This window comes from Mycobacterium sp. NPDC050041 (assembly GCF_049541695.1).
Lineage (GTDB): Bacteria > Actinomycetota > Actinomycetes > Mycobacteriales > Mycobacteriaceae > Mycobacterium.
The window spans coordinates 59,403-79,465 of record NZ_JBMVDG010000007.1; the positions used below are offsets into that span (position 1 = coordinate 59,403).

The window sequence follows — 20,063 nt, forward strand, 5'->3', positions numbered from 1 at the left end:
TCCAACGATTTTCGGCCGGTCAGCCGCGCCGAACCCCCGCACGCACGCGCGGGAGGTGTGGCTAGCTGTCGGTGAACTGCGCCGACCGGCGCTGCTGGAACGCCCTTGTGCCCTCGCGGAAGTCGTGCGAGCCCAGCAGCTGGAGCTGTCCCTCGCTCTCCCGGTCGAATGCGCCGTCGAGTTCGGTCAGCGTGGCGGCGTTGATCGCCTGCTTGGTCTTGCGCAGCGCCACGGCGGGTCCCGCGACCAGGATCGCGAGCACCCGGTCGACCTCGGTCTCGAAGTCGTCGGCGGGGTGCACCCCGCTGACGAGTCCGAACTCAAGGGCCTCGGTGGCGGAGAGCCGTTCGGCCAGCAGCGCCATCCGCATCGCCCGGATCCGGCCGATGGCGGCGGCCACCAGTGCCGACGCGCCGCCGTCGGGCATCAGCCCGATCTTGGTGAAGGCGAGCAGGAAGAAGGCCTTCTCCGAGGCGAGCACGATGTCGCACGCCAGCGCGAGCGACACCCCTACGCCCGCCGCGGGTCCGTGCACGGCGGCCACCACCGGTTTGGGCAGCGCCACGATCGCGGCCACCGCGCGGTTGGCGGCGTCGAGCACCGCCTTGGCGTCGTGGCCGTCGGCGGTCTGGTCGTTCTCGCTGATGCCCGCGCCGGAACTGAAGCCGCGGCCCGCGCCGCCGAGCCTGACGACGCGGACGGCGGGATCGGCGGCCGCCTGGGTCAGGGCGTCGGCGATGCCCTCGAGCATCTCCGCGGTCAGCGAGTTGAGGCTGTCCGGCCTGTTCAGGGTGATCGACAGGACGCCGTCCCGCGGGACGACCGTGAGGTCGTCGAGGCTCACATACGTTTCGGTGGAGGTCATATCGGCACCAGTCCCGGTAGGCGTTTCGACGGGTCGACGACCCGCGATCACTGGAGAAGGTTATACAAGTAAGCTATGTCGGCGGTCAACCACAGGTGAAGGGCGGTAAGCATGTCGGGTCCACTGCAGGGATTGCGTGTCGTCGAGTTGGCCGGTATCGGCCCGGGGCCACATGCCGCCATGATCCTCGGCGATCTGGGCGCCGACGTGGTGCGCGTCGAACGGCCGGGCAAAGGTCCGGGCATCCCGACCAAGGGCCGCGACCATCTGCTCCGGAACCGGCGCTCGGTGTCTGCGGACCTCAAGAGCGACGAGGGGCGCGACCTGGTGCTGCGGTTGATCGCCAAGGCCGACGTGCTGATCGAGGGCTTCCGGCCCGGCGTCACCGAACGCCTCGGCCTCGGGCCGGAGGACTGCGCCAAGGTCAACGACCGCCTCATCTACGGACGCATGACCGGCTGGGGGCAGAACGGTCCGCGCAGCCAGCGGTCCGGCCACGACATCAACTACATCTCCCTCAACGGCGTGCTGCACGCCGTCGGCCGTGCCGGTGAGCGGCCGGTGCCGCCGCTGAACCTGGTCGGCGACTTCGGCGGCGGTTCGATGTTCCTGCTCGTCGGCATCCTGTCTGCGCTCTGGGAGCGGGAACGCTCGGGCAAGGGCCAGATCGTGGACGCCGCGATGGTCGACGGATCCAGCGTGCTGGCGCAGATGATGTGGGCGTTCCGGTCGATGGGGATGTGGAGCGACGAGCGCGGGGTCAACATGCTCGACACCGGTGCGCCGTACTACGACACCTACACCTGCGCGGACGGCCGCCACGTCGCGGTCGGCGCGATCGAGCCGCAGTTCTACGCCGAACTGCTGGCCAAGCTCGGCCTCGACACCGCCGACCTGCCCGACCAGAACGACATGGGCCGTTGGCCCGAACTGCGCGAGGTGTTCACCAAGGCCTTCGCCGCCCACGACCGCGACCACTGGGCGAAGGTGTTCGCCGACAGCGACGCGTGCGTCACGCCGGTGCTGAGCTTCGCCGAGGTCGAGGACGAACCGCACAACACCGAGCGCGACACGTTCTACCGGGAGGACGGCTCGCTCTACCCCGCGCCCGCCCCGCGGTTCTCCCGCACCGCACCCGATCTGCCGAAGCCGCCGGGAGCCCCCGGAGCGGACACCGAGTCCGTGTTGAACGACTGGGTATAGTCCCCAACCAACCAGTAGGTCGGCGACACTGGCCGGCCGGAGAGGAAGTACATCAGTGGAGATCAAGGACGCCGTAGCCGTCGTCACCGGCGGGGCATCAGGCCTGGGCCTGGCAACCACGAAGCGACTGCTCGACGCGGGCGCACAGGTGGTCGTGCTGGACCTGCGCGGGGAAGAGGCCGTCGCCGACCTCGGTGACCGCGCCACCTTCGTCGAGACCAACGTGACCGACGAGGCCGCCGTCGCCAAGGCGCTCGACGTCGCGGAGTCGCTCGGCCCGGTGCGGATCAACGTGAACTGCGCGGGCATCGGCAGCGCGATCAAGACCCTCGGCAAGGACGGGCCCTTCCCGCTCGACGTGTTCAAGAAGACCATCGAGGTCAACCTCATCGGCACGTTCAACGTGCTGCGGCTGTCGGCCGAGCGGATCGCCAAGACCGAGCCACTGGCCGGCAAGAACGGCGACGAGCGCGGCGTCATCGTCAACACCGCCTCGGTCGCCGCGTTCGAGGGCCAGATCGGCCAGGCCGCGTACTCGGCGTCCAAGGGTGGCGTGGTCGGCATGACGCTGCCGGTCGCGCGCGACCTGTCGCGCAGCCTGATCCGGGTCTGCACCATCGCACCGGGCCTGTTCAAGACGCCGCTGCTGGGATCGCTGCCCGAGGAGGCGCAGAAGTCGCTCGGCCAGCAGGTGCCGCACCCGGCCCGCCTCGGTGACCCCGACGAGTACGGCGCGCTGGCCGTGCACATCGTGGAGAACCCGATGCTCAACGGCGAGGTCATCCGCCTCGACGGCGCGATCCGCATGGCCCCGAGGTGATCGCATGACTCTGAACACGAAGTTCACCGAGACGTTCGGCATCGAACATCCCATCGTGCAGGGCGGGATGCAGTGGGTCGGCCGCGCCGAACTGGTGGCGGCCGTCGCGAATGCCGGGGCGCTGGGGTTCCTGACCGCGCTGACCCAGCCGACGCCCGCGGACCTGGCCAAGGAGATCGACAAGACTCGCGAGCTCACCGACAAGCCGTTCGGCGTCAACCTGACGATCCTGCCGACGATCAATCCGCCGCCCTATGACGAGTACCGCCAGGTGATCGTCGATGCCGGCATCAAGATCGTCGAGACCGCGGGGTCCAACCCGGCGCCGCATCTGCCGATGTTCCACGACAACGGCATCAAGGTGCTGCACAAGTGCACCTCGGTGCGGCACGCGGTGAAGGCGCAGAGCCTCGGCGTGGACGGCATCAGCATCGACGGGTTCGAGTGCGCGGGCCATCCCGGCGAGGACGACATCCCCGGCCTGATCCTGATCCCGGCCGCGGCGGCCAAGATCGACATCCCGATGATCGCCTCGGGCGGGTTCGCCGACTCCCGCGGCCTGGTGGCGGCACTCGCGCTGGGTGCCGACGGCATCAACATGGGTTCGAGGTTCATGTGCACCGTCGAGTCGTCGATCCATCAGAACGTCAAGGAAGCCATCGTCGCCGGCACCGAGCTCGACACCGAGCTGATCTTCCGGCCGCTGCGCAACACCGCCCGCGTGGCGAGCAACGCGGTGTCACGCGAGGTCGTCGAGATCCTGAACAACGGAGGTCAGTTCCCGGACGTCAAGGATCTGGTGGCCGGCGTGCGCGGCAACAAGGTCTACGAGCTCGGCGACCTCGACGCAGGCATCTGGTCGGTGGGCACGTCGATGGGCCTGATCAACGACATCCCGACGTGCGGGGAACTGGTGTCGCGGATGGTCGCGGACGCCGAGGAGCTGATCACCGACCGGTTGGCCGGAATGGTCACCTCGGGTCGAGAACAAAAAGTGCCCGCCTGAGGCTCCACGGGTCATCGTGAGATGACCAGGGGTGCCCCGGCGGGCAGCAAAGGCTGACGGGTGACACGCGCGCCGATCAGGCGCGCGTGGTCACACGGCTTGGGCCAGGTCGTCCAGTTGCTCCGAGGTGTCGCCCTCCACGAGGAAGTCCCCGTGGTAGAGCGCCTCGAAGTCGACCTTGATGACATCGGCACTGGTGTCGTCGATCCACATGACACTGAGCGTATGGGTCACCATTAAGAGTTCTTTGAGTCACGGTTCGGAAAATGGTGGCAATCCTACTTCTCGGTAGGTTTCTGGCCAGTAGGTCCCGTGAGGTGGATCGGGTTGGTCACCAGGAGCTGAGACGGGCGTCGACATCGGTGCTCAATCGCGCGACCGGGATGCCGGCACGGGCACACACCTCACTGACGACCTCCGGCGCGTCGGCGGTGAACACGCCGTAGAGCACTTCGTCGGTCGGTACGGCCAAGGTCAGCAGCAGTTGCACCGACTTGCCCTCGGCCGCCATCGCGGCGGTCGCGGCGTCCAGCTCGCCCAGCAGGTCCTCGACTCCCGGCCGGGTCATCTCGGGCCGGTACCACTCGGCGAGAAAACAGCAGAGATGCGGTGCGGAGGCGCCCATACCACTCAAATTAGTGTCGGTTCCCCGCGTTCGAATCGGGCGTTTCCCTAATCTTGAACAGGGTGTTTTCGATGGAAAGTACCCAGGTGGGAGGCCTATGAGCCACCCATCAGCCGCCCCAGTTCGGCCCGTGACCGGATGCCGAGCTTGCGGTAGACGCGTCCCAGGTTGTGCTCGACGGTCTTCGGGCTGATGAACAGGGCGGCGGCGACGTCTCGGTTCGTCATGCCCGAGGCGGCCAGTTCGGCGACGCGCCTCTCGGACGGCGTGAGCGCGGCCTGCCCGCCGGGCCCGACGTTGGTGCGGGCCAGTTCGGCGCGGGCCCGGGCGGCCCACGGCGGCGTGCCGAGCGATTCGAAGGTCCGCAGGGCCGACCGCAGCGTGCCCGCCGCGAGGTCCTTCTGACGCAGTCGGCGCTGCAGCTGGCCGAGCAGAAGCTCGGTGCGGGCCCGCTCGAACGGCATCGGCAGCCGGTCATGCTCGGTCAGCGCCTGCCGCGCCGTCCGCTCCGCGGCCTCCACGTCGCCCATCGCGGCCTGCATCATTGCGCGGCAGCGGCCGCCGACGGCGAGGATCCACGGGCGGTCGTGGGCCCGGCCGTTGCGCTCCATCTCCGTCACCATCGGCTCGGCCTCATCGAGGCGACCCAGCGCGGCCATCGCCTCGACGGCATCGGCGACGTGCATCGAGGACATGATCTCGGTGCCCGGGATCCGGTCGAACATCGCGATCAACGGGGCCATGACGGTGAGCGCCTCGGCGTAATTGCCCTGCGACACCTCGATGAAGCCGAGCGTCATCAGCGGCCACTCCGTCATCCGCACCGCCTCGCACTCCACGGCGCACTCGTAGGCGGCCTTGGCGTCCGCGCGGGCCTCCTCGAAGCGACCCAGATAGGAGTAGGCGGCCGCCCGCACGGTCTGCGGTATCACCAGCACCGAATCGCCGCCGAGCTGTTCGGCCCGCTCCACGGCCTCCTCGGCGTATTCCGCAGCCTCCTCGAAGCGTCCGCGCCAGATGCTGATCAGCGTGCTCCAGCCGGCGATGGCCATCAGATCGCTCTCCGCGCCCCGCTCGTCGCATCGACGGCGGGCCTCGGCGATGAGCACGGCGGCCTCGTCGAGCCGGCCGATGTGGGCCATCGACAACGCGTTGACGACGTGGGCGCGGAACAGGATGGGGCCGTTGTAGTCGAGGTTCTCCAATTCGACGGCGCGACGGAGGGCGGCCTCGTCGAAGGGCTGCCCGAACTGCAGGCCGGCATGCACCTGCAGCGCCAGCGCCTGGCTCAGCAGCGCCGGGCGGCCGATCTCCTCGGCGATGCGCACGGCGTCGCTCGCGGCGCGGGTGGAGGCGTCGAAGTCGCCCGCCATGCCGCGGGCCATGCAGAGCAGCAGCAGGGTGCGCAGCCGCAGCTTCGGGATGTCGCCGGCTGCGTCGAGCGCCTGGTCGAGAAGCCGGGCGGCGAGTGCGAAGCGGTTGTCGTAGATGCGCAGACCGGCCCGCAGGATCAGCGCCATCGCGAGGATCGGCCCCGATGACAGCCGCTCGATCGTGGGGTCGAGGTGTTCGACGGCGCGGTCGGTGCTGCCCGCCTCGAAGTGGTGTTCGGCCGCGCGCAGCCGGCGGATCGGGTCGTCGCCGCCGAGCCGGAACGCCATCTCCAGCAGCTCCGCTGCTGCCGCGGGCGCACCCCGCCGCCGCGCCACCTCGGCCGCGTCGTCGAGCGCCTGCAGAGTCGCCGGATCCTCGCTGACCGCGGCCAGCGCCAGGTGTCGCGCCTTGAGCTCCGGCTCGGTGACGATCTGCGCCAGCGTGCGGTGCATCCGGCGACGGTCCGGGCGGCCGGCATCGGTGTAGACGCTGTGCGCAAGCAGCGGATGGGCGAACCGCACGCGGGAGCCCTCGATGGTGATGATGCCGTTGGTCTCGACGTCTTCGAGCACGTCGAGCACCCGTTCGGCACTGTTGCCGGTCGCCTCGGCGAGCAGCTCGATCGACGGCTGGGCGCTACAGGCCGCAGCGAGCAACACCCGGCCGGCGTCACGGTCGAGTCGGCCGATGCGATTGCGCATCAGCTCCGCGAGACCGGCGGGCAGCTCCCCGTCGGCCCGTGGGAGCCCGTCGGAGGCCCGCGCCAACTCGAGCGCGTAGAACGGGTTCCCTCGCGAGATCTCGGCGATGCGGACCAGCGTCGGCCGGGGGAAGGTCCGGCCGAGCCGCTCCGCCAGCAGTTGATGCAGACCGCCCAGGCTCAACGGGCTCACCCGGTGCCGTCGCATGGCGTCGGGCCGGCTCAGCCGCAGCCACGACAATGCGTCGGGCTCGTCGGCATCGGTGCGCGCCGTGACGAGGATCCCGACCGGTCCGGAGAGCCGGCGCGCGGCGTAGGTGAGGACCGCCCGGGTCGACGCGTCGAGCCACGGCACGTCGTCGACCGCCACCAGCACCGGCGCGTCGGCCGTCATCGTCTCCACCGCGGAGACGAACGCGGCGGCCACCGCACGCTGATCGGTGCTCGGCCCGGTGTCGTCGCCGCGCAACAACACCCGGTCGATCGCGATGCGCTGCAGCTCGGGAAGCCGGTCGATGACCGCGGCCGGTACGTCGCGCAGCAGATCGGCCAGAGCCGCGTAGGCCAGCGATGACTCGCTGTGTACGGCGCGCGCGGACAGCACCTGGAACCCGGTGGTGCGCGCGAGGTCCTCCACACCCAGCCACAGGGTGGTCTTCCCGATGCCCGCCTCACCCTCGATGCCGAGGCCCGATGGTTGCTCGGAGGCGGCGGTGAGGAAGTCGGCGACGACGCGAGAGTCACTCGCGCGGCCGACGACTGAGGTGGTCACGGGCGAATCATCGCAGGCGGAAATAAAGTAGGCACCCCGAACGGCCTTTGTTTGCCCGATCGGGCGATTCGGGTGCGGTGGCGGCGTTGCTCCCGGCGCGGACGGCAATCGTGCGGACGGGGCGTTGACGTCTCGGGTTACCGTTGTTAAGTTAGCGCCGGTAAGTCCGTATTCGGGTCTGGAGGACGCGACGATGCTGCAACGAATCGCCGAGCTGGCCATCGCCGCACCCCGCCGCATTCTCGTCATCGCCGCACTCGTGATGGTCGCAGCCGGAGTCTTCGGCATCCCGGTGGCCAAGAACCTGTCCGCCGGTGGCTTCCAGGACCCGGACTCCGAATCGGCCAGAGCCACCGCGGTGCTGGTCGACAAGTTCGACCGCGGCGACATGGACCTCGTCATCAGCGTCACCTCCGAGGCGGGCGCGCGAGACGCCGCAGCCCGCGCCGCCGGAGACGACATCGTCCGCGCACTGGAGGCCTCGCCCGATGTCGGCCAGGTCAGCTCGGCGTGGACCGCGCCACCCGCCGCGGCGTCGGCCCTGGTGAGCGAGGACGGTCGCACCGGCCTGATCATCGCCGGAATCACCGGCGGCGAGAGTGACGCACAGAAACATGCCAAGGCGCTGGTCGAACAGGTGGTGCATGACCGCGACGGTGTCGTGGTGCGGGCCGGTGGCGAGGCCATGACCTACGTCCAGGTGAACGGGCAGAGCGAGAAAGACCTGCTCCTGATGGAGTCGATCGCGATTCCGCTCAGCTTCCTGGTGCTGCTGTGGGTGTTCGGCGGCGTGTTCGCCGCGACGCTGCCGCTGATCGTCGGCGCCTTCGCGATCCTGGGCACGATGGCGGCGCTGCGGACCGTCACCCTGTTCACCGACGTGTCGATCTTCGCGCTGAATCTCTCGATCGCCATGGGTCTGGCGATCGCCATCGACTCCACGCTTCTCATCATCAGCCGCTACCGCGACGAACTCGCCGACGGCGCCGACCGGGACCGCGCGCTGGTGCGCACCATGGTGACGGCGGGCCGCACCGTGCTCTTCTCGGCGATGACGGTCGCGCTGTCGATGCTCGCGATGGTGCTGTTCCCGATGTACTTCCTGAAGTCGTTCGCCTATGCCGGTATCGCGGTGGTGGTGTTCGCCGCGACCGCAGCACTGGTGGTGGCGCCCGCGGCGATCGCGCTGCTGGGCGATCGCATCGACTCCCTCGACGTGCGGCGCGGCCTGCGGCGGCTCCTGGGCCGGCCCGAGCCGGTCCCGCGGCCGGTCGAGGAGACCTTCTGGTACCGCTCCACGAAGTTCGTGATGCGCCGCTCGGTCATCATCGGCCTGGCCGTCGTCACGCTTCTGCTCCTGCTGGGAGCGCCGTTCCTCGGCATCAAGTGGGGGTTCCCCGACGACCGCGTGTTGCCCGAATCGGCCTCGGCGCGCCAGGTGGGTGACGGGCTGCGCAACGACTTCGCGGTCGACTCGGCCGCCAACGTCACGGTGGTGCTGCCCGACGCCACCGGCGTCACACCCGAGGAGTTCGACCGCTATGCCGCCGCGCTGTCGGAGGTGCCGCAGGTCGCCTCGGCGTCCGCACCGGGTGGCACGTTCGTCGACGGCGCACCGGTCGGGCCGCCTGCGGCATCGACCGGAATGCGGGACGGCGCAGCCTATCTCACCGTCACGAGCGAGGCGCCGCTGTTCACCGCGGCGTCCGACGCGCAGCTCGACGCACTGCGAGCAGTGGCGCCGCCCGAAGGTAAGCCGGTGCAGTTGACCGGTGTCGCGGCGATCAACCGCGACAGCTCGGAGTCGATCACGTCCCGGCTGCCGCTGGTGCTCGGTGTGATCGCCGCGGTGACGTTCGTGCTGCTGTTCCTGCTCAGCGGCAGCGTGGTGATACCGCTGAAAGCGTTGCTGCTCAACGTCATCTCGTTGTCCGCCGCGTTCGGCGCGCTGGTGTGGATCTTCCAGGAGGGCCACCTCGGCGCGTTCGGCACCACGCCGACCGGAACCCTGGTCGCCAACATGCCGGTGCTGATGTTCTGCATCGCGTTCGGCCTGTCGATGGACTACGAGGTCTTCCTGGTCTCCAGGATCAGGGAGCACTGGCTGGCATCACCCGGAAGGACAGCCGAGGACAACGACGAGGCCGTGGCGCTCGGGCTGGCCCGCACCGGCCGTGTCGTCACGGCTGCGGCGCTGGTCATGTCGATCAGCTTCGCCGCACTGATCGCCGCCCAGGTGTCCTTCATGCGCATGTTCGGGGTGGGCCTCACCCTGGCGGTGCTCGCCGACGCCACGCTGGTGCGGATGCTGCTGGTGCCGGCGTTCATGCATGTGCTCGGCCGGTGGAACTGGTGGGCGCCCGCGCCGCTGGCCCGGTTGCACGAGCGCATCGGCATCAGCGAGTCGGCGCCCGAGCGCGCTGCGGGGGCCGACGACCGGCCGCGGGTCGCCGTGTCGGACACTGGGTGACGTGAGCGGGCCGACCGGGGTGAAGCGTCGCCGGGCCCCACGCGGGTCCGGCGAACACCTGCGTGAGGAGATACTCGACGCCACCACCGATCTGCTGCTGGAGACGGGGCACGCCAAGGCGGTGTCGATCCGCTCCGTGGCGCAGCGCGTCGGCGTCACCGCGCCGTCGATCTATCTGCACTTCGCCGACAAGGATGCGCTCCTGGATGCGGTGTGCGCCCGCTACTTCGAGAAACTCGACGAGGAGATGCAGCGGGTGTCGGCCGATCAGCCGTCGGCCATCGACGTGCTGCGCGCCCAGGGCCTGGCCTATGTCCGGTTCGCCACCGAGACCCCTGAGCTGTACCGCATCGCGACGATGGGGGAGGGCCGCCCGGGCAGCGACGTCGACGTGACACTCAACAGTTCGGCGTTCGTCCACATGCGCGGTTCGATCGAAGCGCTGATCGCCGAGGGCATCTACCCGCCGGGTGACCCGACCATGCTGGCGCTGGAACTGTGGACGGCCGCCCACGGGGTGGCGGCGATGCTGATCTCACGGCCCTATCTGCCGTGGGGCGACGTCGAGGCGTTCGCCGACCGCGTGCTGCGGGCGGTGTGTTGCGGCCACATCATGTCGACGATCATCGATGTCGAGACGCCCCCGCAGAAGGCGATAGCGCTGATGAAGGAGATGGCCGATGAGCGAACTCGTTGACAATCCGTTCTTCGCGCGGGTGTGGACCGCCATGTCCGGACACGAACCGGAGACCGTTCGCCGGCTGCGCACGGAGAACCTGGCCGGGTTGACCGGCCGGGTGCTCGAGGTGGGCGCCGGCACGGGCACCAATTTCGCGCACTACCCGCCGGGGGTGGCGGAGGTCATCGCACTCGAACCCGAACACCGGCTCGCCGAAACCGCCCGCGAGGCGGCCGCGCACGCACCGGTCCCCGTCACCGTCACCGCCGACGCCATCGAGGACTTCGCCGCCCGCGAGCCGTTCGACGCGGTGGTGTGCTCGCTGGTGCTGTGCTCGGTCGACGACCCGGACGGTGTTCTGCGACAGCTGTATTCGTTGCTCCGCCCGGGCGGTGAGCTGCGCTACCTCGAACACATCGCAGGTACCGGCATACGGGCGCGGCTGCAGCGGCTCGCCGACGCCACGGTGTGGCCGCGGCTGCTCGGGAACTGTCACACCCACCGCGACACCGAATCGTCGATCGTCGGCGCGGGATTCCGCGTCGACGGCGCGCGACGCGAATGGGCGCTACCGGCCTGGGCGCCGTCGCCGGTCGCCGAAGTGGCGCTGGGCCGGGCAGTCCGGGACTGACCATGAGCTGGTGGCGTGCGCGCTCGGAGTGGACGCTGACCGAGTGGGTGCCCAGCGATCCCGCCACGACGCGAGCCTTCTACACGGACCTGACGAACCTGCCGACGGTTCACCCGCTGATCCTGGCGGTGCGCGAGGTCGCACCCGGGCACTGGCGGATAAAGGAGCGGAACACGTTCGGTCCGTTGTCGTTTCGCACGTCGTACACGGCGAATCTGCGCGTCGGTGCTGATGGGCACGTGGTCGGTGATTCACAGGCGCACCTCGGTGTGCGACTCCGTGACGTCGTGAGTTTCGATGCCGTCGACGGCGGCACCCGGATCGTCGAGCGGGTGCGGATCGTCGCCCCGCGCCCGTTGATCGGCTATGCGCACCGCGAAGCGGTGAGAGCGCACCAGGAGATGCTCGCGGCCATGCGCCGCCACTTCGAGCAGCGCTCGACCGGGCCTGCCGCGGCGCCCTAGCGCAGTAGTTGCGGCAGCCGCTGCAACAGGTTGGGCAGCGCGCCTGCCGCCGATTCGCGCAGGCTGACGGTCGCGGCGTCGGACAGCGGGGTGCGCTCCGGATTGACCTCCACCACCGCCGTGCCGTTGGCCAGCGCCATTTCGGGGAGCCCGGCGGCCGGGTAGACGATCGACGACGTGCCCACCACGACCACCACGTCCGCGGCGTTGACCGCGGCCACCGACCGCTGCCACGCGTCCTCGGGCAGCGCCTCGCCGAACCACACCACATTCGGGCGGATCAGCCCGCCGCACGGACACTGCGGCGGATCCACCGACTCCACCGGTTCGGGCATCGCGGGCACCACACCCTCGAACTGCGCGCCACACGCGGCGCAACGGAATTCGAACAGGCTGCCGTGCAGGTGGTAGACGTTGCGGCTACCTGCCCGCTCGTGCAGGTTGTCCACGTTCTGGGTGACGACGTGCACGTCGGCGTAGTCCTGCCACGCTGCGACCGCGCGGTGGCCGTTGTTCGGTTCAACGGCGTCCATCATGTGGTGGCGCCACAGGTACCACGCCCACACCTTCTCGGGCTGGTTCGCCCAGCCGTGGGCGCTGGAGATCTCGTAGGGGTCGACCTTGGCCCACAGACCCGTCTCGACGTCGCGGAACGTCGGCACGCCACTCTCGGCCGAGATGCCGGCCCCGCTGAGCACCGTCACTTGCACATGACCAAAGTAGCGGCTGTGAGCAATACTGGGCACGTGGCCGAATTGGGGGATTGGGTGCGGATCGACGCGCAAGCGGCACGGCCACTCTTCGACCAGCTCAGGCAGCAGATCATCGACGGTGTCCGCGAAGGCGGGCTGCCTCCGGGCACCCGGCTGCCCACCGTGCGCGAACTCGCCGGTCAACTCAACCTGGCCGTCAACACCGTGGCCCGCGCCTACCGCGAACTGGAAGCCGCAGGCATTCTCGAAACCCGGGGTAGGTTCGGCACATTCGTCGCCAGGGTGGACCCCGCCGACACCGCGATGGCGACCGCGGCACACACCTTCGCGGCGACGGCGCGGGCACTCGGCGTCGACAAGACCGAAGCGCTGCGCTACGTCGAGTCGGCCTTCGACTAGCGCTAGCCGAACTCGAGCAGCGTGGTCACCGGACGCACCGAGTCGAAGAGGGGCAATCGCTGCGCCGTCCAGGCCAGGGCGTTCAACAGCCGCCCACGGCCCTCCGGAATCGGCACGTCGTGCACCGCGCGCACGCCCGGCACCGTGTCGGCCAGTTCAGCGGCCTGCGACACCGTGAGGCTGAATGGCATCGGCGGCACCTTATAGCGCGTCGACGTCCGCATGCCCCGGCGGGTGATCGCCGCGAACCACGGCGGCGGCAGGTCGAACATCATCTGGCCGCCGGGGAACCGGGTGGCGCAGGCGTTGATCAGACCCATCGCGTCCGACGGCGGCAGGTACATCAGCAGGCCCTCGGCCGTGACGAAAACCCCGTCGGAGTCGTCCACCGCATCCATCCACGAGTAGTCAAGCGCTGACTGGGCCAGCGTCCGCACCCGCTCCGACGGCGGAAGCAGCTTCTCGCGCAGCGCGATCATCGGCGGCAGATCGATGGTGAGCCAACGGAAGTCGTGGCCCACTCCGGCGGCGTCCAGCCGGTGGAAGCTGGTCTGGAACCCCTCTGCGAGGGCCACCACCGTCGCCTTCGGGTGGTCGAGGAGGTAGCGACGGGTGTAGGTGTCGAAGGTCTTCGCGCGCAGCGCCATGTCCTGGCGGCGGGCGAAGCCGAACTTGGCGAAGTCGAAGTCGATCGAGTCGACGAGCCGCACGGCCATCGGATCGTCGATCAGGGAGTCGGGGCGCCTGGCCTCGTGGGCCCGGACCTGCAGGGTCAGCAGCGCCGTCTCCGAGACGTCTTTCAGGGCGCTGGCGTCGACCTTCGGGGTAGGTGTGCCTGTCACCTACGCGAATGTACTCACCGCAACACTTTGTCCAGCGTGCGGAGATTGCGGGTGGTCGTCGACGACTTGTACCGCTTCCTGCCCATCGTCTTGCCCATCGCGCTGTGCAGCGTCGCCGACCGGGGCACCTGCCAGTAGACGACGCCGTCACCGCGGGCGATCTTCTCGTCGGGTCCCGGCTCGTCGGCCAGTAGGGCCAACTCGTCGAGCACGTCGGCATCGCTGACGAACGTGACGTAGGAGTGGTGCCCGTCGACCTCGCGCTCGAACGGATACGCCTCGGAGATGGCCGCCACCGTGCCGAGGTCGTAGGCCAGCACCCAGGCGTCGTAGCCGAACGCGTCGCGTAGCGCCTTCTCGGCCTTCGCGCGGACCGCGCCGACAGCGGCCGGACTGTCGAAGACGACGTTGCCGCTCGCCAGAATAATTCGCACAGAACCGAATCCGGCATCGGTGAAGACGCGTTTCACGTCGGCCATCTTCAGAGTCACCCCGCCGACGTTCACTCCGCGAAGGAACGCGGCGAAGCGGGTCACCCGCCGAACTCCAGCAGGGTGATGCTCGGCCGGTTGCGGCGGTGGAAACCGAGCCGGTCCAGGGAGGGCCAGAACAGCACGTTGAACAGCCCGCGACCGCGCGGCATGGCGACGTCGCGGGCCGCGCGCACGCCGGGGATGCGTCCGGCCAGGGCGACACCGTCGTCGGCGGTGAGCGCGAACGGCATCGGCGGTGTGACGTAGCGGTCCGACAGCCGCAGCCCCTTCAGCGTGCGCCGGCTGAGCCAGTGCGGAATCGAGTCGAACATCATCTGCCCGCCCGGGAAGCGCGCCGCGCAGTCGCGGAGGAGGTCGAGCACGTCGCCGGGATCGAGGTACATCAGCAGGCCCTCGGCGGTGATGAACACTCCCCGCGACGCGTCGACCCGGTCCATCCAGCTGCGGTCCAGCGCCGACTGGGCCAGCTCGACGATCCGGTCGTCGCGCGGGAGCAGCTGCTCGCGCAGCGCCATCACCGGGGGCAGATCGACCGAGTACCAGCTCACCTCGCCGGCGACGCCGCGGCGGTCCAGGCGCCAGAAGCTGGTCTGCAGGCCTTCGGCGAGCGCCACCACCGACGCGCCGGGGTGGGCGCGCAGATAGGCGGCGGTCGCGTCGTCGAACGCCCGGGCCCGCAGCCCGTGCGACTGGTTGGGCTTGCCGAATTTGCGGTAGTCGTAGTCGATGGCGTCCAGCAGCGCCACCGCCCACGGGTCGCGGATCACGCCGTCGGACCGCTTGGCCTCGGAGCCGCGGTTGTGCAGCGTCCACAGGGTGGTGGCCGAAACGCCGTCCAAAGTGTTGCCGTCGATCGCCGTCATCAGATCGATGGTAAAGACGTAGGCTCGGTCCATGGGCCGTCAGGTGTTCGACGACAAGCTGTTGGCGCTGATCGCGAACAACTCGCTGGGCGTGCTGGCCACCATCAAGCGCGACGGCCGGCCGCAGCTGTCGAACGTCAGCTACCACTTCGACCCCCGTGCGGTCGTCGTCCAGGTCTCGGTCACCGAACCGCGGGCCAAGACCCGCAATCTGCGCCGCGACGCCCGGGCGTCGCTGCACGTCAGCTCCGACGACGGGTGGTCATATGCGGTGGCCGAGGGCACGGCAAACCTGACCGCACCGGCCGCCGATCCTGGGGACGACACCGTCGAGGCGCTGATTGCGTTGTACCGCAACATCGCCGGAGAGCATCCCGACTGGGATGACTACCGGCGCGCGATGGTCGACGACCGGCGGGTGCTGCTGACGCTGCCGATCTCGCATGTCTACGGCATGCCGCCGGGGCGCCGGTAAACCTCGCGACGGCGGCGGGCGGGCAGGCTACGCTGCGCTCATGGCTGACGAACCGGTGACCGAGAGCAACGGCGACACGACCGGGGCGGCCGCACCGGACGACACCAGGCAGAAGTTCCGCGAAGCGCTGGAACGCAAGAAGGCGAATGCCGGCGGCGGCGCCGCGCACAAGGACGGCGGCCGCAAGCAGCCCCGGGCGCACGGCCCCCAGGAGAGCCGTCGGGAGTTCCGCCGCAAGAGCGGGTAGCGCGGCGAGGACCGCACACTCGTCGAGTGTGCGGTCACTGCGACGATCCGGCGGTCAGATCGCCGTGGCCGCACGTTCGGTGACCCGCGGCGCGATCACCGTCGCGTCACCGGCCAGCGCGCGGGCGCCCACCAGCGCCACCAGCATCACCGCGACGCACCACAGGCCCTGATCCTTGAGCCCCCACCCGACGGAGGCCAGGGTGGCGGCGCCGGCCACGCAGAGCAGGGTGCCGACCGCGGCGCTGCGCGGCCCCGGCCGCGACACCAGGCCGCCGTCCCACAGCGGTAACGGGTTGTTCTCCAGCGGGCGAAGCGTCACGAACACCAGGCCGATCAGCGCCGCCATGATCACCAGCTGAACCACTGACAGCAGCACGAAACCGTCTGCGGCCGGGTCGAATCGGGACATGCCGAGGTGGTCGAACACCAGGTGCATGGCCAGCAGGGCCGGCATGTGCCACAGGTAGAGCGTCATCGCCCCGGAGTTGCCGATCGCGGCCAGCCACCACACCCGGGGCCGCTGTGCCCACCGGTTGATGGCGGGTGCGGCGGCGATCGCGAAGGCGCACATCATGATCGCGTGTCCGGCGAGCAGCAGTGACGGCGGTGTCATGTTCTTGAGCTGCTGGGTCTCGATGCCGACCAGGCTCAGCTCGTAGGGGCCCCACCACAGCAGCGCCAGGTTCACCCCGAGCATCGCCACGCCGACGCGCAGCGCGGTGCGGCCGTCGAGCAGCCGTCGCCGGTACGCCACTCCCAGCATGCCGGGGATGAGCCAGGCCGCCATGTTCAGATAGGACACCAGTTTCGGCATCTCCATGTTGATGCGCAGGACGTCGACCGCCGCGACGAACGCGTAGGCGCCGAGCACCGCCGCCGCCAGCCGGGCCGTGGTGGTGATGTGGGTGAGCAGCGGGACGGCGGCGAGCACGAGTACGTAGGCGCCGAGGAACCAGAGCAGTTGGATGCTGATCCCCGCGATCGGTTCGTAGACGTGTTCGGGCAGCACCACGCGCAGCGTCACCAGGGCCACACCCCAGAACGCCAGGTAGTAGAACACCGGCCGATACAGCCGGGTGCAGCGACGCAGCAGCCAATTGCCCCAGGATCCGCCGGCCTGCCACGAGTCCACGCACGCCGCGACGCCCGCGAAGAAGAACAGCGGCATGATCTGGAACACCCAGGTCAGCGCCTGGAACACCGGCGAGGCGGTGAGCAGATTGCTCCAGATGAACACGTCGTCGCGGATGGTGCTGGTGGCCATCACGGTGTGGCCGAGAACCACGCCGACGAGGGCGGTGATGCGGATGACGTCGATGGCCCGGTCGCGGGTGGCCGGGGTGCCTGCGGCGACCTCGGCGGGGGAGGGGAAGACGGCGGGCAGGAGCTGTGCGACCCGGGGTTCGGAAAGGCGTTCTGGCATGGGAAAACGGTAAGCCGCGACCGGCTAGGTAGTGCTACTCAAATTTCGGTCGGGGCGTCCGCCGCCTTGACCAACCGCACCTCCGGCCGGGCGGGCACCCCGTCGGCCAGGAACCACCGGAACGCGAGATTGCCGCGGGGGTAGCCGAGCGTGGTGACCGAGTTCGGGTGGGCCGTGCTGCCGGGTGACACGACGATCGTCACCGAGCCGTCGGCACTGGGCACCGCGCTGTGGCCGTTGACCGAGCTGCGGGCGTCTGCCACGCCGGGGGTGGCCATGAACTGGTTCCACACCACCAGGTTCCAGAACCGGCAGGGCGGCGGGCGGTGGGTGATCACGAGGGCCTCGTCGTCCTCGAGCACGAAGCTGCCGTAGGCATAGCACGCGTCGCGCGCCGACCAGCCGAAGTTGGCGTCCGGGACCTGGTACGGGTCGGCGAATTCGTTGGCCGCCGAGGCGATCTCGTGACCGTGCGAGTGTGCGTCATCGACGCGCACGCCGACGGCCAGCGGCAGGATGGCGAACATCGTCCGCAGCCAGGCCGCCGAGGCGCGCAATGCCGAGGCGGTCTCGGCGTCGCCGTGCCGGAACGGTGGTGGCTCGTCGAGCGCCTCGATCTCCCAACGCACCGGTCGCCCGGTGCGCGGATCGGCCTGGTAGTCGCGGGTCATCAGTACCGCGGCGTCCGGGACCGGGCCGAAGTCGAACGTGAAGTCGCCGTCGGCGGTGAACTCGAGGTCGTCGTCGCGCACGATCGCCACGATGCGGTCCGACCACGCACCCGGGGCGGGTTCGTTGTAGGCGGTGACCGAGAAGTAGACGCTGTCGCCGCGGTTGCCGCTGATGCGGTAGCGGCGCTGCGGGTCGACGGGGCACATGAAGTAGTAGGCGTCGGTGTTGTCGCCACCCCACCGGCGGTCGGGACGCGACGGCGAGTTCACCTCGAGCCACCGCGGGCGGGCGGGGTCGGCGAACAGGTAGGTGTCGAAGGCCACCCCGAGGGTGGTCGCGAGCATCCGGTAGCCGTCCGCGACGTGGCGGTCGTCGGTGACGGCGCGGTCGCCCTCGAGGAAGGTGCGGTCGAGACTGCCGAGCGTGTCGAGCAGTTCGCGCCAGGCGGCGCTCGACTCGTGGGTGGCTCCGGTCATGCGCTGATACCTTTCGTGATGAGGGTGGCGGTGCGTTCGACCCAGGCGTCGTCCAGGGTGGCGCCCCGGCTGAGCAATGCGAGCAGGGTGATGCCGGCGATCGCTTCGGTGAGGTCGACGGCGGTCACGTCGGTCCGGATCTCGCCGCGGGCGCCGGCATCGGCCAGTCGTTCGGACAGCCCGCGACCCAGGATGTCGCCGAAGCGCTCGAGCAGCGCGGTGTGCAGCGAGGGGTCGGCGGCCATCTCGCCGATCAGCCCGGGAAGGGCCGCCTGGGCGGCCGGAGTGGTGAGCACCGCGGTGGTGCGGCGCACCATTTCCCGGACGTCGTCCGGCAGGGATCCGGTGGCGGGCAGCTCCACCGCCGCGTCCAGCGGGAAGGCCGCTTCGTGCACGAGGTGCGCCTTGCTGGGCCACCTCCGGTAGATGGCCGGTTTGCTGGTGCCTGCCCGCCGGGCGATCGCGTCGACCGAGAGCGCGGCGTAGCCGGTCCGGCCCAGCAGGTCGACGGTCGCGTCGAGCACGGCGGAGTCGATGCGGGGATTCCGGGGGCGGCCCAGGTCTGTCGTCATTACGAAACTCAGAGTAACATAAGTCGCTGTGACCGACACCACAGCCGCAGTCGTCGAGCTCGGCGATCTCGCGCACCCGCAGTTCAGTGCCGACGCGCAGCAGATCCGCGACATGATGGCGATGATGGCCGCGGACTGCCCGCTGGACGCGGCCGCGCTGCACGCCAAGGCCAGTGCGGAAACCGGGCTCCACGACTTCGGCGCCGACGACTACCGCGACCGTCTCGACGTGTTTCTCACTGCGCTGCAGGAGATCTCCGGACTGCACGGTCCCGGCGTGGTCAACTTCCACGTCATGCTGGTGCAGCTGCTGAAGAACCGGCTACTGCTCACCGACCTGCTGGCCCGCCATCCCGAGATCCACGAGATCGAACTCCTGCCGCCGGTCGTGATCGCCGGTCTGCCGCGTACCGGCACCACCCATCTGCACAATCTGCTGGCAGCGCCGACCACCTTCCGGACGATGCCGTACTGGGAGAGCGTCGAGCCGTTCCCGATGCCGGGTGAGCAGGGCGTCGTGCCCGATCCCCGCAGGCTGCGGATGGACGCCGCCGTGACCGTGATGGACGTCGTCATGCCGCACTTCCGGCTGATGCACGAGATGACCACCGATCATGTGCACGAGGAGATCCAGTTGCTGGCCAACGACTTCTCCACGATGCTGTTCGAGACGCTGGCCGACGTGCCGCGCTGGCGCGACCACTACCGGGGCCACGATCAGGCACCGCACTACCGCTACCTCGCCACGCAGCTGAAGGCGATGCAGTTCCTGCGCGGCGGTCGCCGCTGGCTGCTCAAGTCGCCGCAGCACCTCGAGCAGCTGCCGGTGCTCGACCGGGTCTTTCCGGGCGCAGTGGTGGTGTGCACGCACCGCGACCCGCTGCCGGTGGCGCTGTCCATGATCGCGATGATCACGTATTCGGCACGCATGCACCGCGATCCGGTGCCGGTGCGGGACATGGCGGCGATGTGGATCGACCGGCTCGAGCGCATGCTCGCCGCGCTGATCCGGGACCGCGACCTGCTCGGACCGGACCGCTCGATCGACGTCCGGTTCGACGACTTCATGGCCGACGAGATGAGCGTCGCCGAGGGGGTGTACCGGCTGGCCGGCGAACCGCTGACCGACGACGCGCGGGCGGCGATGGCCGGCTACCTCGACGAACACCAGCGGGGCCGGCTGGGCCGGATCTCGACGTCGTGGCGCGACTTCGGTATCGACGAGGAGGAGCTGCGGGAGCGGTTCGCGCCGTACGTCAGTCGTTTCCTCGCCTGA

At 69.6% G+C, this 20,063-nt stretch carries 22 protein-coding genes; 11 read left to right on the forward strand and 11 right to left on the reverse strand.

Going from position 1 to position 20,063, the window contains the following annotated elements:
• Positions 1–61: 61 nt before the first annotated feature.
• Positions 62–865 carry an enoyl-CoA hydratase gene (locus ACPCHZ_RS20760; RefSeq protein WP_423486466.1) on the reverse strand — a complete coding sequence of 268 codons (804 nt, stop codon included), beginning with the start codon at positions 863–865 and terminating at the stop codon, positions 62–64.
• Between the two features lie 111 nt (positions 866–976).
• Between ACPCHZ_RS20760 and ACPCHZ_RS20765 the strand changes: the two genes are divergently transcribed.
• The 3 genes from ACPCHZ_RS20765 to ACPCHZ_RS20775 are packed head-to-tail and all read left to right on the forward strand — an operon-like array spanning position 977 to position 3,894.
• A complete protein-coding gene (locus ACPCHZ_RS20765; RefSeq protein WP_423486467.1) occupies positions 977–2,068 on the forward strand; it encodes a CaiB/BaiF CoA transferase family protein in 1,092 nt (363 codons plus the stop codon).
• A 55-nt stretch (positions 2,069–2,123) separates the two neighbouring features.
• On the forward strand, positions 2,124–2,888 hold the full coding sequence (locus ACPCHZ_RS20770; RefSeq protein ID WP_423486468.1) for a 3-hydroxyacyl-CoA dehydrogenase: 765 nt from the start codon (positions 2,124–2,126) through the stop codon (positions 2,886–2,888).
• Between the two features lie 4 nt (positions 2,889–2,892).
• Positions 2,893–3,894, forward strand: coding sequence for an NAD(P)H-dependent flavin oxidoreductase (locus tag ACPCHZ_RS20775; RefSeq protein ID WP_423486469.1), 1,002 nt, complete (start codon positions 2,893–2,895; stop codon positions 3,892–3,894).
• 90 nt (positions 3,895–3,984) lie between these two features.
• Here ACPCHZ_RS20775 and ACPCHZ_RS20780 read toward each other — a convergent pair whose 3' ends face one another.
• The 3 genes from ACPCHZ_RS20780 to ACPCHZ_RS20790 form a co-directional block, all read right to left on the reverse strand.
• Entirely contained in the window at positions 3,985–4,107 is a 123-nt protein-coding gene (locus tag ACPCHZ_RS20780) for a hypothetical protein (protein ID WP_264011340.1), read from the reverse strand.
• Between the two features lie 118 nt (positions 4,108–4,225).
• Positions 4,226–4,519, reverse strand: coding sequence for a hypothetical protein (locus ACPCHZ_RS20785; RefSeq protein WP_423486470.1), 294 nt, complete (start codon positions 4,517–4,519; stop codon positions 4,226–4,228).
• A 95-nt stretch (positions 4,520–4,614) separates the two neighbouring features.
• Positions 4,615–7,365: a LuxR C-terminal-related transcriptional regulator gene (locus ACPCHZ_RS20790; protein ID WP_423486471.1), complete on the reverse strand. Its 2,751-nt coding sequence runs from the start codon at positions 7,363–7,365 to the stop codon at positions 4,615–4,617.
• A gap of 193 nt (positions 7,366–7,558) precedes the next feature.
• Between ACPCHZ_RS20790 and ACPCHZ_RS20795 the strand changes: the two genes are divergently transcribed.
• Genes ACPCHZ_RS20795 through ACPCHZ_RS20810 form a run of 4 tightly spaced genes read left to right on the forward strand, consistent with a single transcriptional unit; the run spans position 7,559 to position 11,609 of the window.
• The gene (locus tag ACPCHZ_RS20795; RefSeq protein WP_423486472.1) at positions 7,559–9,835 is read left to right on the forward strand and encodes an MMPL family transporter; all 2,277 of its coding nucleotides are present in this window, start codon (positions 7,559–7,561) and stop codon (positions 9,833–9,835) included.
• 1 nt (position 9,836) lies between these two features.
• Positions 9,837–10,532 (forward strand): TetR/AcrR family transcriptional regulator, encoded by a 696-nt coding sequence (locus tag ACPCHZ_RS20800; RefSeq protein WP_423486473.1) that lies wholly within the window; start codon positions 9,837–9,839, stop codon positions 10,530–10,532.
• A complete protein-coding gene (locus tag ACPCHZ_RS20805) occupies positions 10,516–11,145 on the forward strand; it encodes a class I SAM-dependent methyltransferase (protein WP_423486474.1) in 630 nt (209 codons plus the stop codon). Before ACPCHZ_RS20800 ends, ACPCHZ_RS20805 begins: the two co-directional genes overlap by 17 nt.
• Before the next feature lie 2 nt (positions 11,146–11,147).
• Positions 11,148–11,609, forward strand: a complete 462-nt coding sequence (locus tag ACPCHZ_RS20810; protein ID WP_423486475.1) for an SRPBCC family protein — start codon at positions 11,148–11,150, stop codon at positions 11,607–11,609.
• On the opposite strand, the gene ACPCHZ_RS20815 is transcribed toward ACPCHZ_RS20810, so the two are convergent.
• Complete coding sequence (locus ACPCHZ_RS20815; protein WP_423486476.1) at positions 11,606–12,319, reverse strand: NAD-dependent deacylase; 714 nt, start codon at positions 12,317–12,319, stop codon at positions 11,606–11,608. The genes ACPCHZ_RS20810 and ACPCHZ_RS20815 overlap by 4 nt on opposite strands.
• A 36-nt stretch (positions 12,320–12,355) precedes the next feature.
• Between ACPCHZ_RS20815 and ACPCHZ_RS20820 the strand changes: the two genes are divergently transcribed.
• Complete coding sequence (locus ACPCHZ_RS20820; protein ID WP_423486675.1) at positions 12,356–12,721, forward strand: GntR family transcriptional regulator; 366 nt, start codon at positions 12,356–12,358, stop codon at positions 12,719–12,721.
• Positions 12,722–12,723: 2 nt separating this feature from the next.
• On the opposite strand, the gene ACPCHZ_RS20825 is transcribed toward ACPCHZ_RS20820, so the two are convergent.
• The 3 genes from ACPCHZ_RS20825 to ACPCHZ_RS20835 are packed head-to-tail and all read right to left on the reverse strand — an operon-like array spanning position 12,724 to position 14,920.
• Entirely contained in the window at positions 12,724–13,563 is an 840-nt protein-coding gene (locus ACPCHZ_RS20825) for a class I SAM-dependent methyltransferase (protein ID WP_423486477.1), read from the reverse strand.
• 14 nt (positions 13,564–13,577) lie between these two features.
• Positions 13,578–14,099 (reverse strand): DUF1697 domain-containing protein, encoded by a 522-nt coding sequence (locus tag ACPCHZ_RS20830; RefSeq protein ID WP_423486478.1) that lies wholly within the window; start codon positions 14,097–14,099, stop codon positions 13,578–13,580.
• Positions 14,096–14,920, reverse strand: a complete 825-nt coding sequence (locus ACPCHZ_RS20835) for a class I SAM-dependent methyltransferase (RefSeq protein WP_423486479.1) — start codon at positions 14,918–14,920, stop codon at positions 14,096–14,098. The genes ACPCHZ_RS20830 and ACPCHZ_RS20835 overlap by 4 nt, the downstream gene beginning before the upstream one ends.
• Before the next feature lie 31 nt (positions 14,921–14,951).
• On the opposite strand from ACPCHZ_RS20835, the gene ACPCHZ_RS20840 reads away from it, so the two are divergent.
• On the forward strand, positions 14,952–15,395 hold the full coding sequence (locus tag ACPCHZ_RS20840; protein ID WP_423486480.1) for a PPOX class F420-dependent oxidoreductase: 444 nt from the start codon (positions 14,952–14,954) through the stop codon (positions 15,393–15,395).
• A 40-nt stretch (positions 15,396–15,435) separates the two neighbouring features.
• The gene (locus ACPCHZ_RS20845; RefSeq protein ID WP_423486481.1) at positions 15,436–15,642 is read left to right on the forward strand and encodes a DUF5302 domain-containing protein; all 207 of its coding nucleotides are present in this window, start codon (positions 15,436–15,438) and stop codon (positions 15,640–15,642) included.
• Positions 15,643–15,696: 54 nt separating this feature from the next.
• On the opposite strand, the gene ACPCHZ_RS20850 is transcribed toward ACPCHZ_RS20845, so the two are convergent.
• From ACPCHZ_RS20850 to ACPCHZ_RS20860, 3 genes are read right to left on the reverse strand one after another with little or no spacing between them, the layout of a single operon-like run.
• Positions 15,697–17,067: an acyltransferase family protein gene (locus tag ACPCHZ_RS20850; protein WP_423486482.1), complete on the reverse strand. Its 1,371-nt coding sequence runs from the start codon at positions 17,065–17,067 to the stop codon at positions 15,697–15,699.
• Between the two features lie 38 nt (positions 17,068–17,105).
• Entirely contained in the window at positions 17,106–18,215 is a 1,110-nt protein-coding gene (locus ACPCHZ_RS20855; RefSeq protein ID WP_423486483.1) for a DUF1214 domain-containing protein, read from the reverse strand.
• Positions 18,212–18,787, reverse strand: coding sequence for a TetR/AcrR family transcriptional regulator (locus ACPCHZ_RS20860; protein ID WP_423486484.1), 576 nt, complete (start codon positions 18,785–18,787; stop codon positions 18,212–18,214). The genes ACPCHZ_RS20855 and ACPCHZ_RS20860 overlap by 4 nt, the downstream gene beginning before the upstream one ends.
• Before the next feature lie 112 nt (positions 18,788–18,899).
• Between ACPCHZ_RS20860 and ACPCHZ_RS20865 the strand changes: the two genes are divergently transcribed.
• On the forward strand, positions 18,900–20,063 hold the full coding sequence (locus ACPCHZ_RS20865) for a sulfotransferase family protein (protein WP_423486676.1): 1,164 nt from the start codon (positions 18,900–18,902) through the stop codon (positions 20,061–20,063).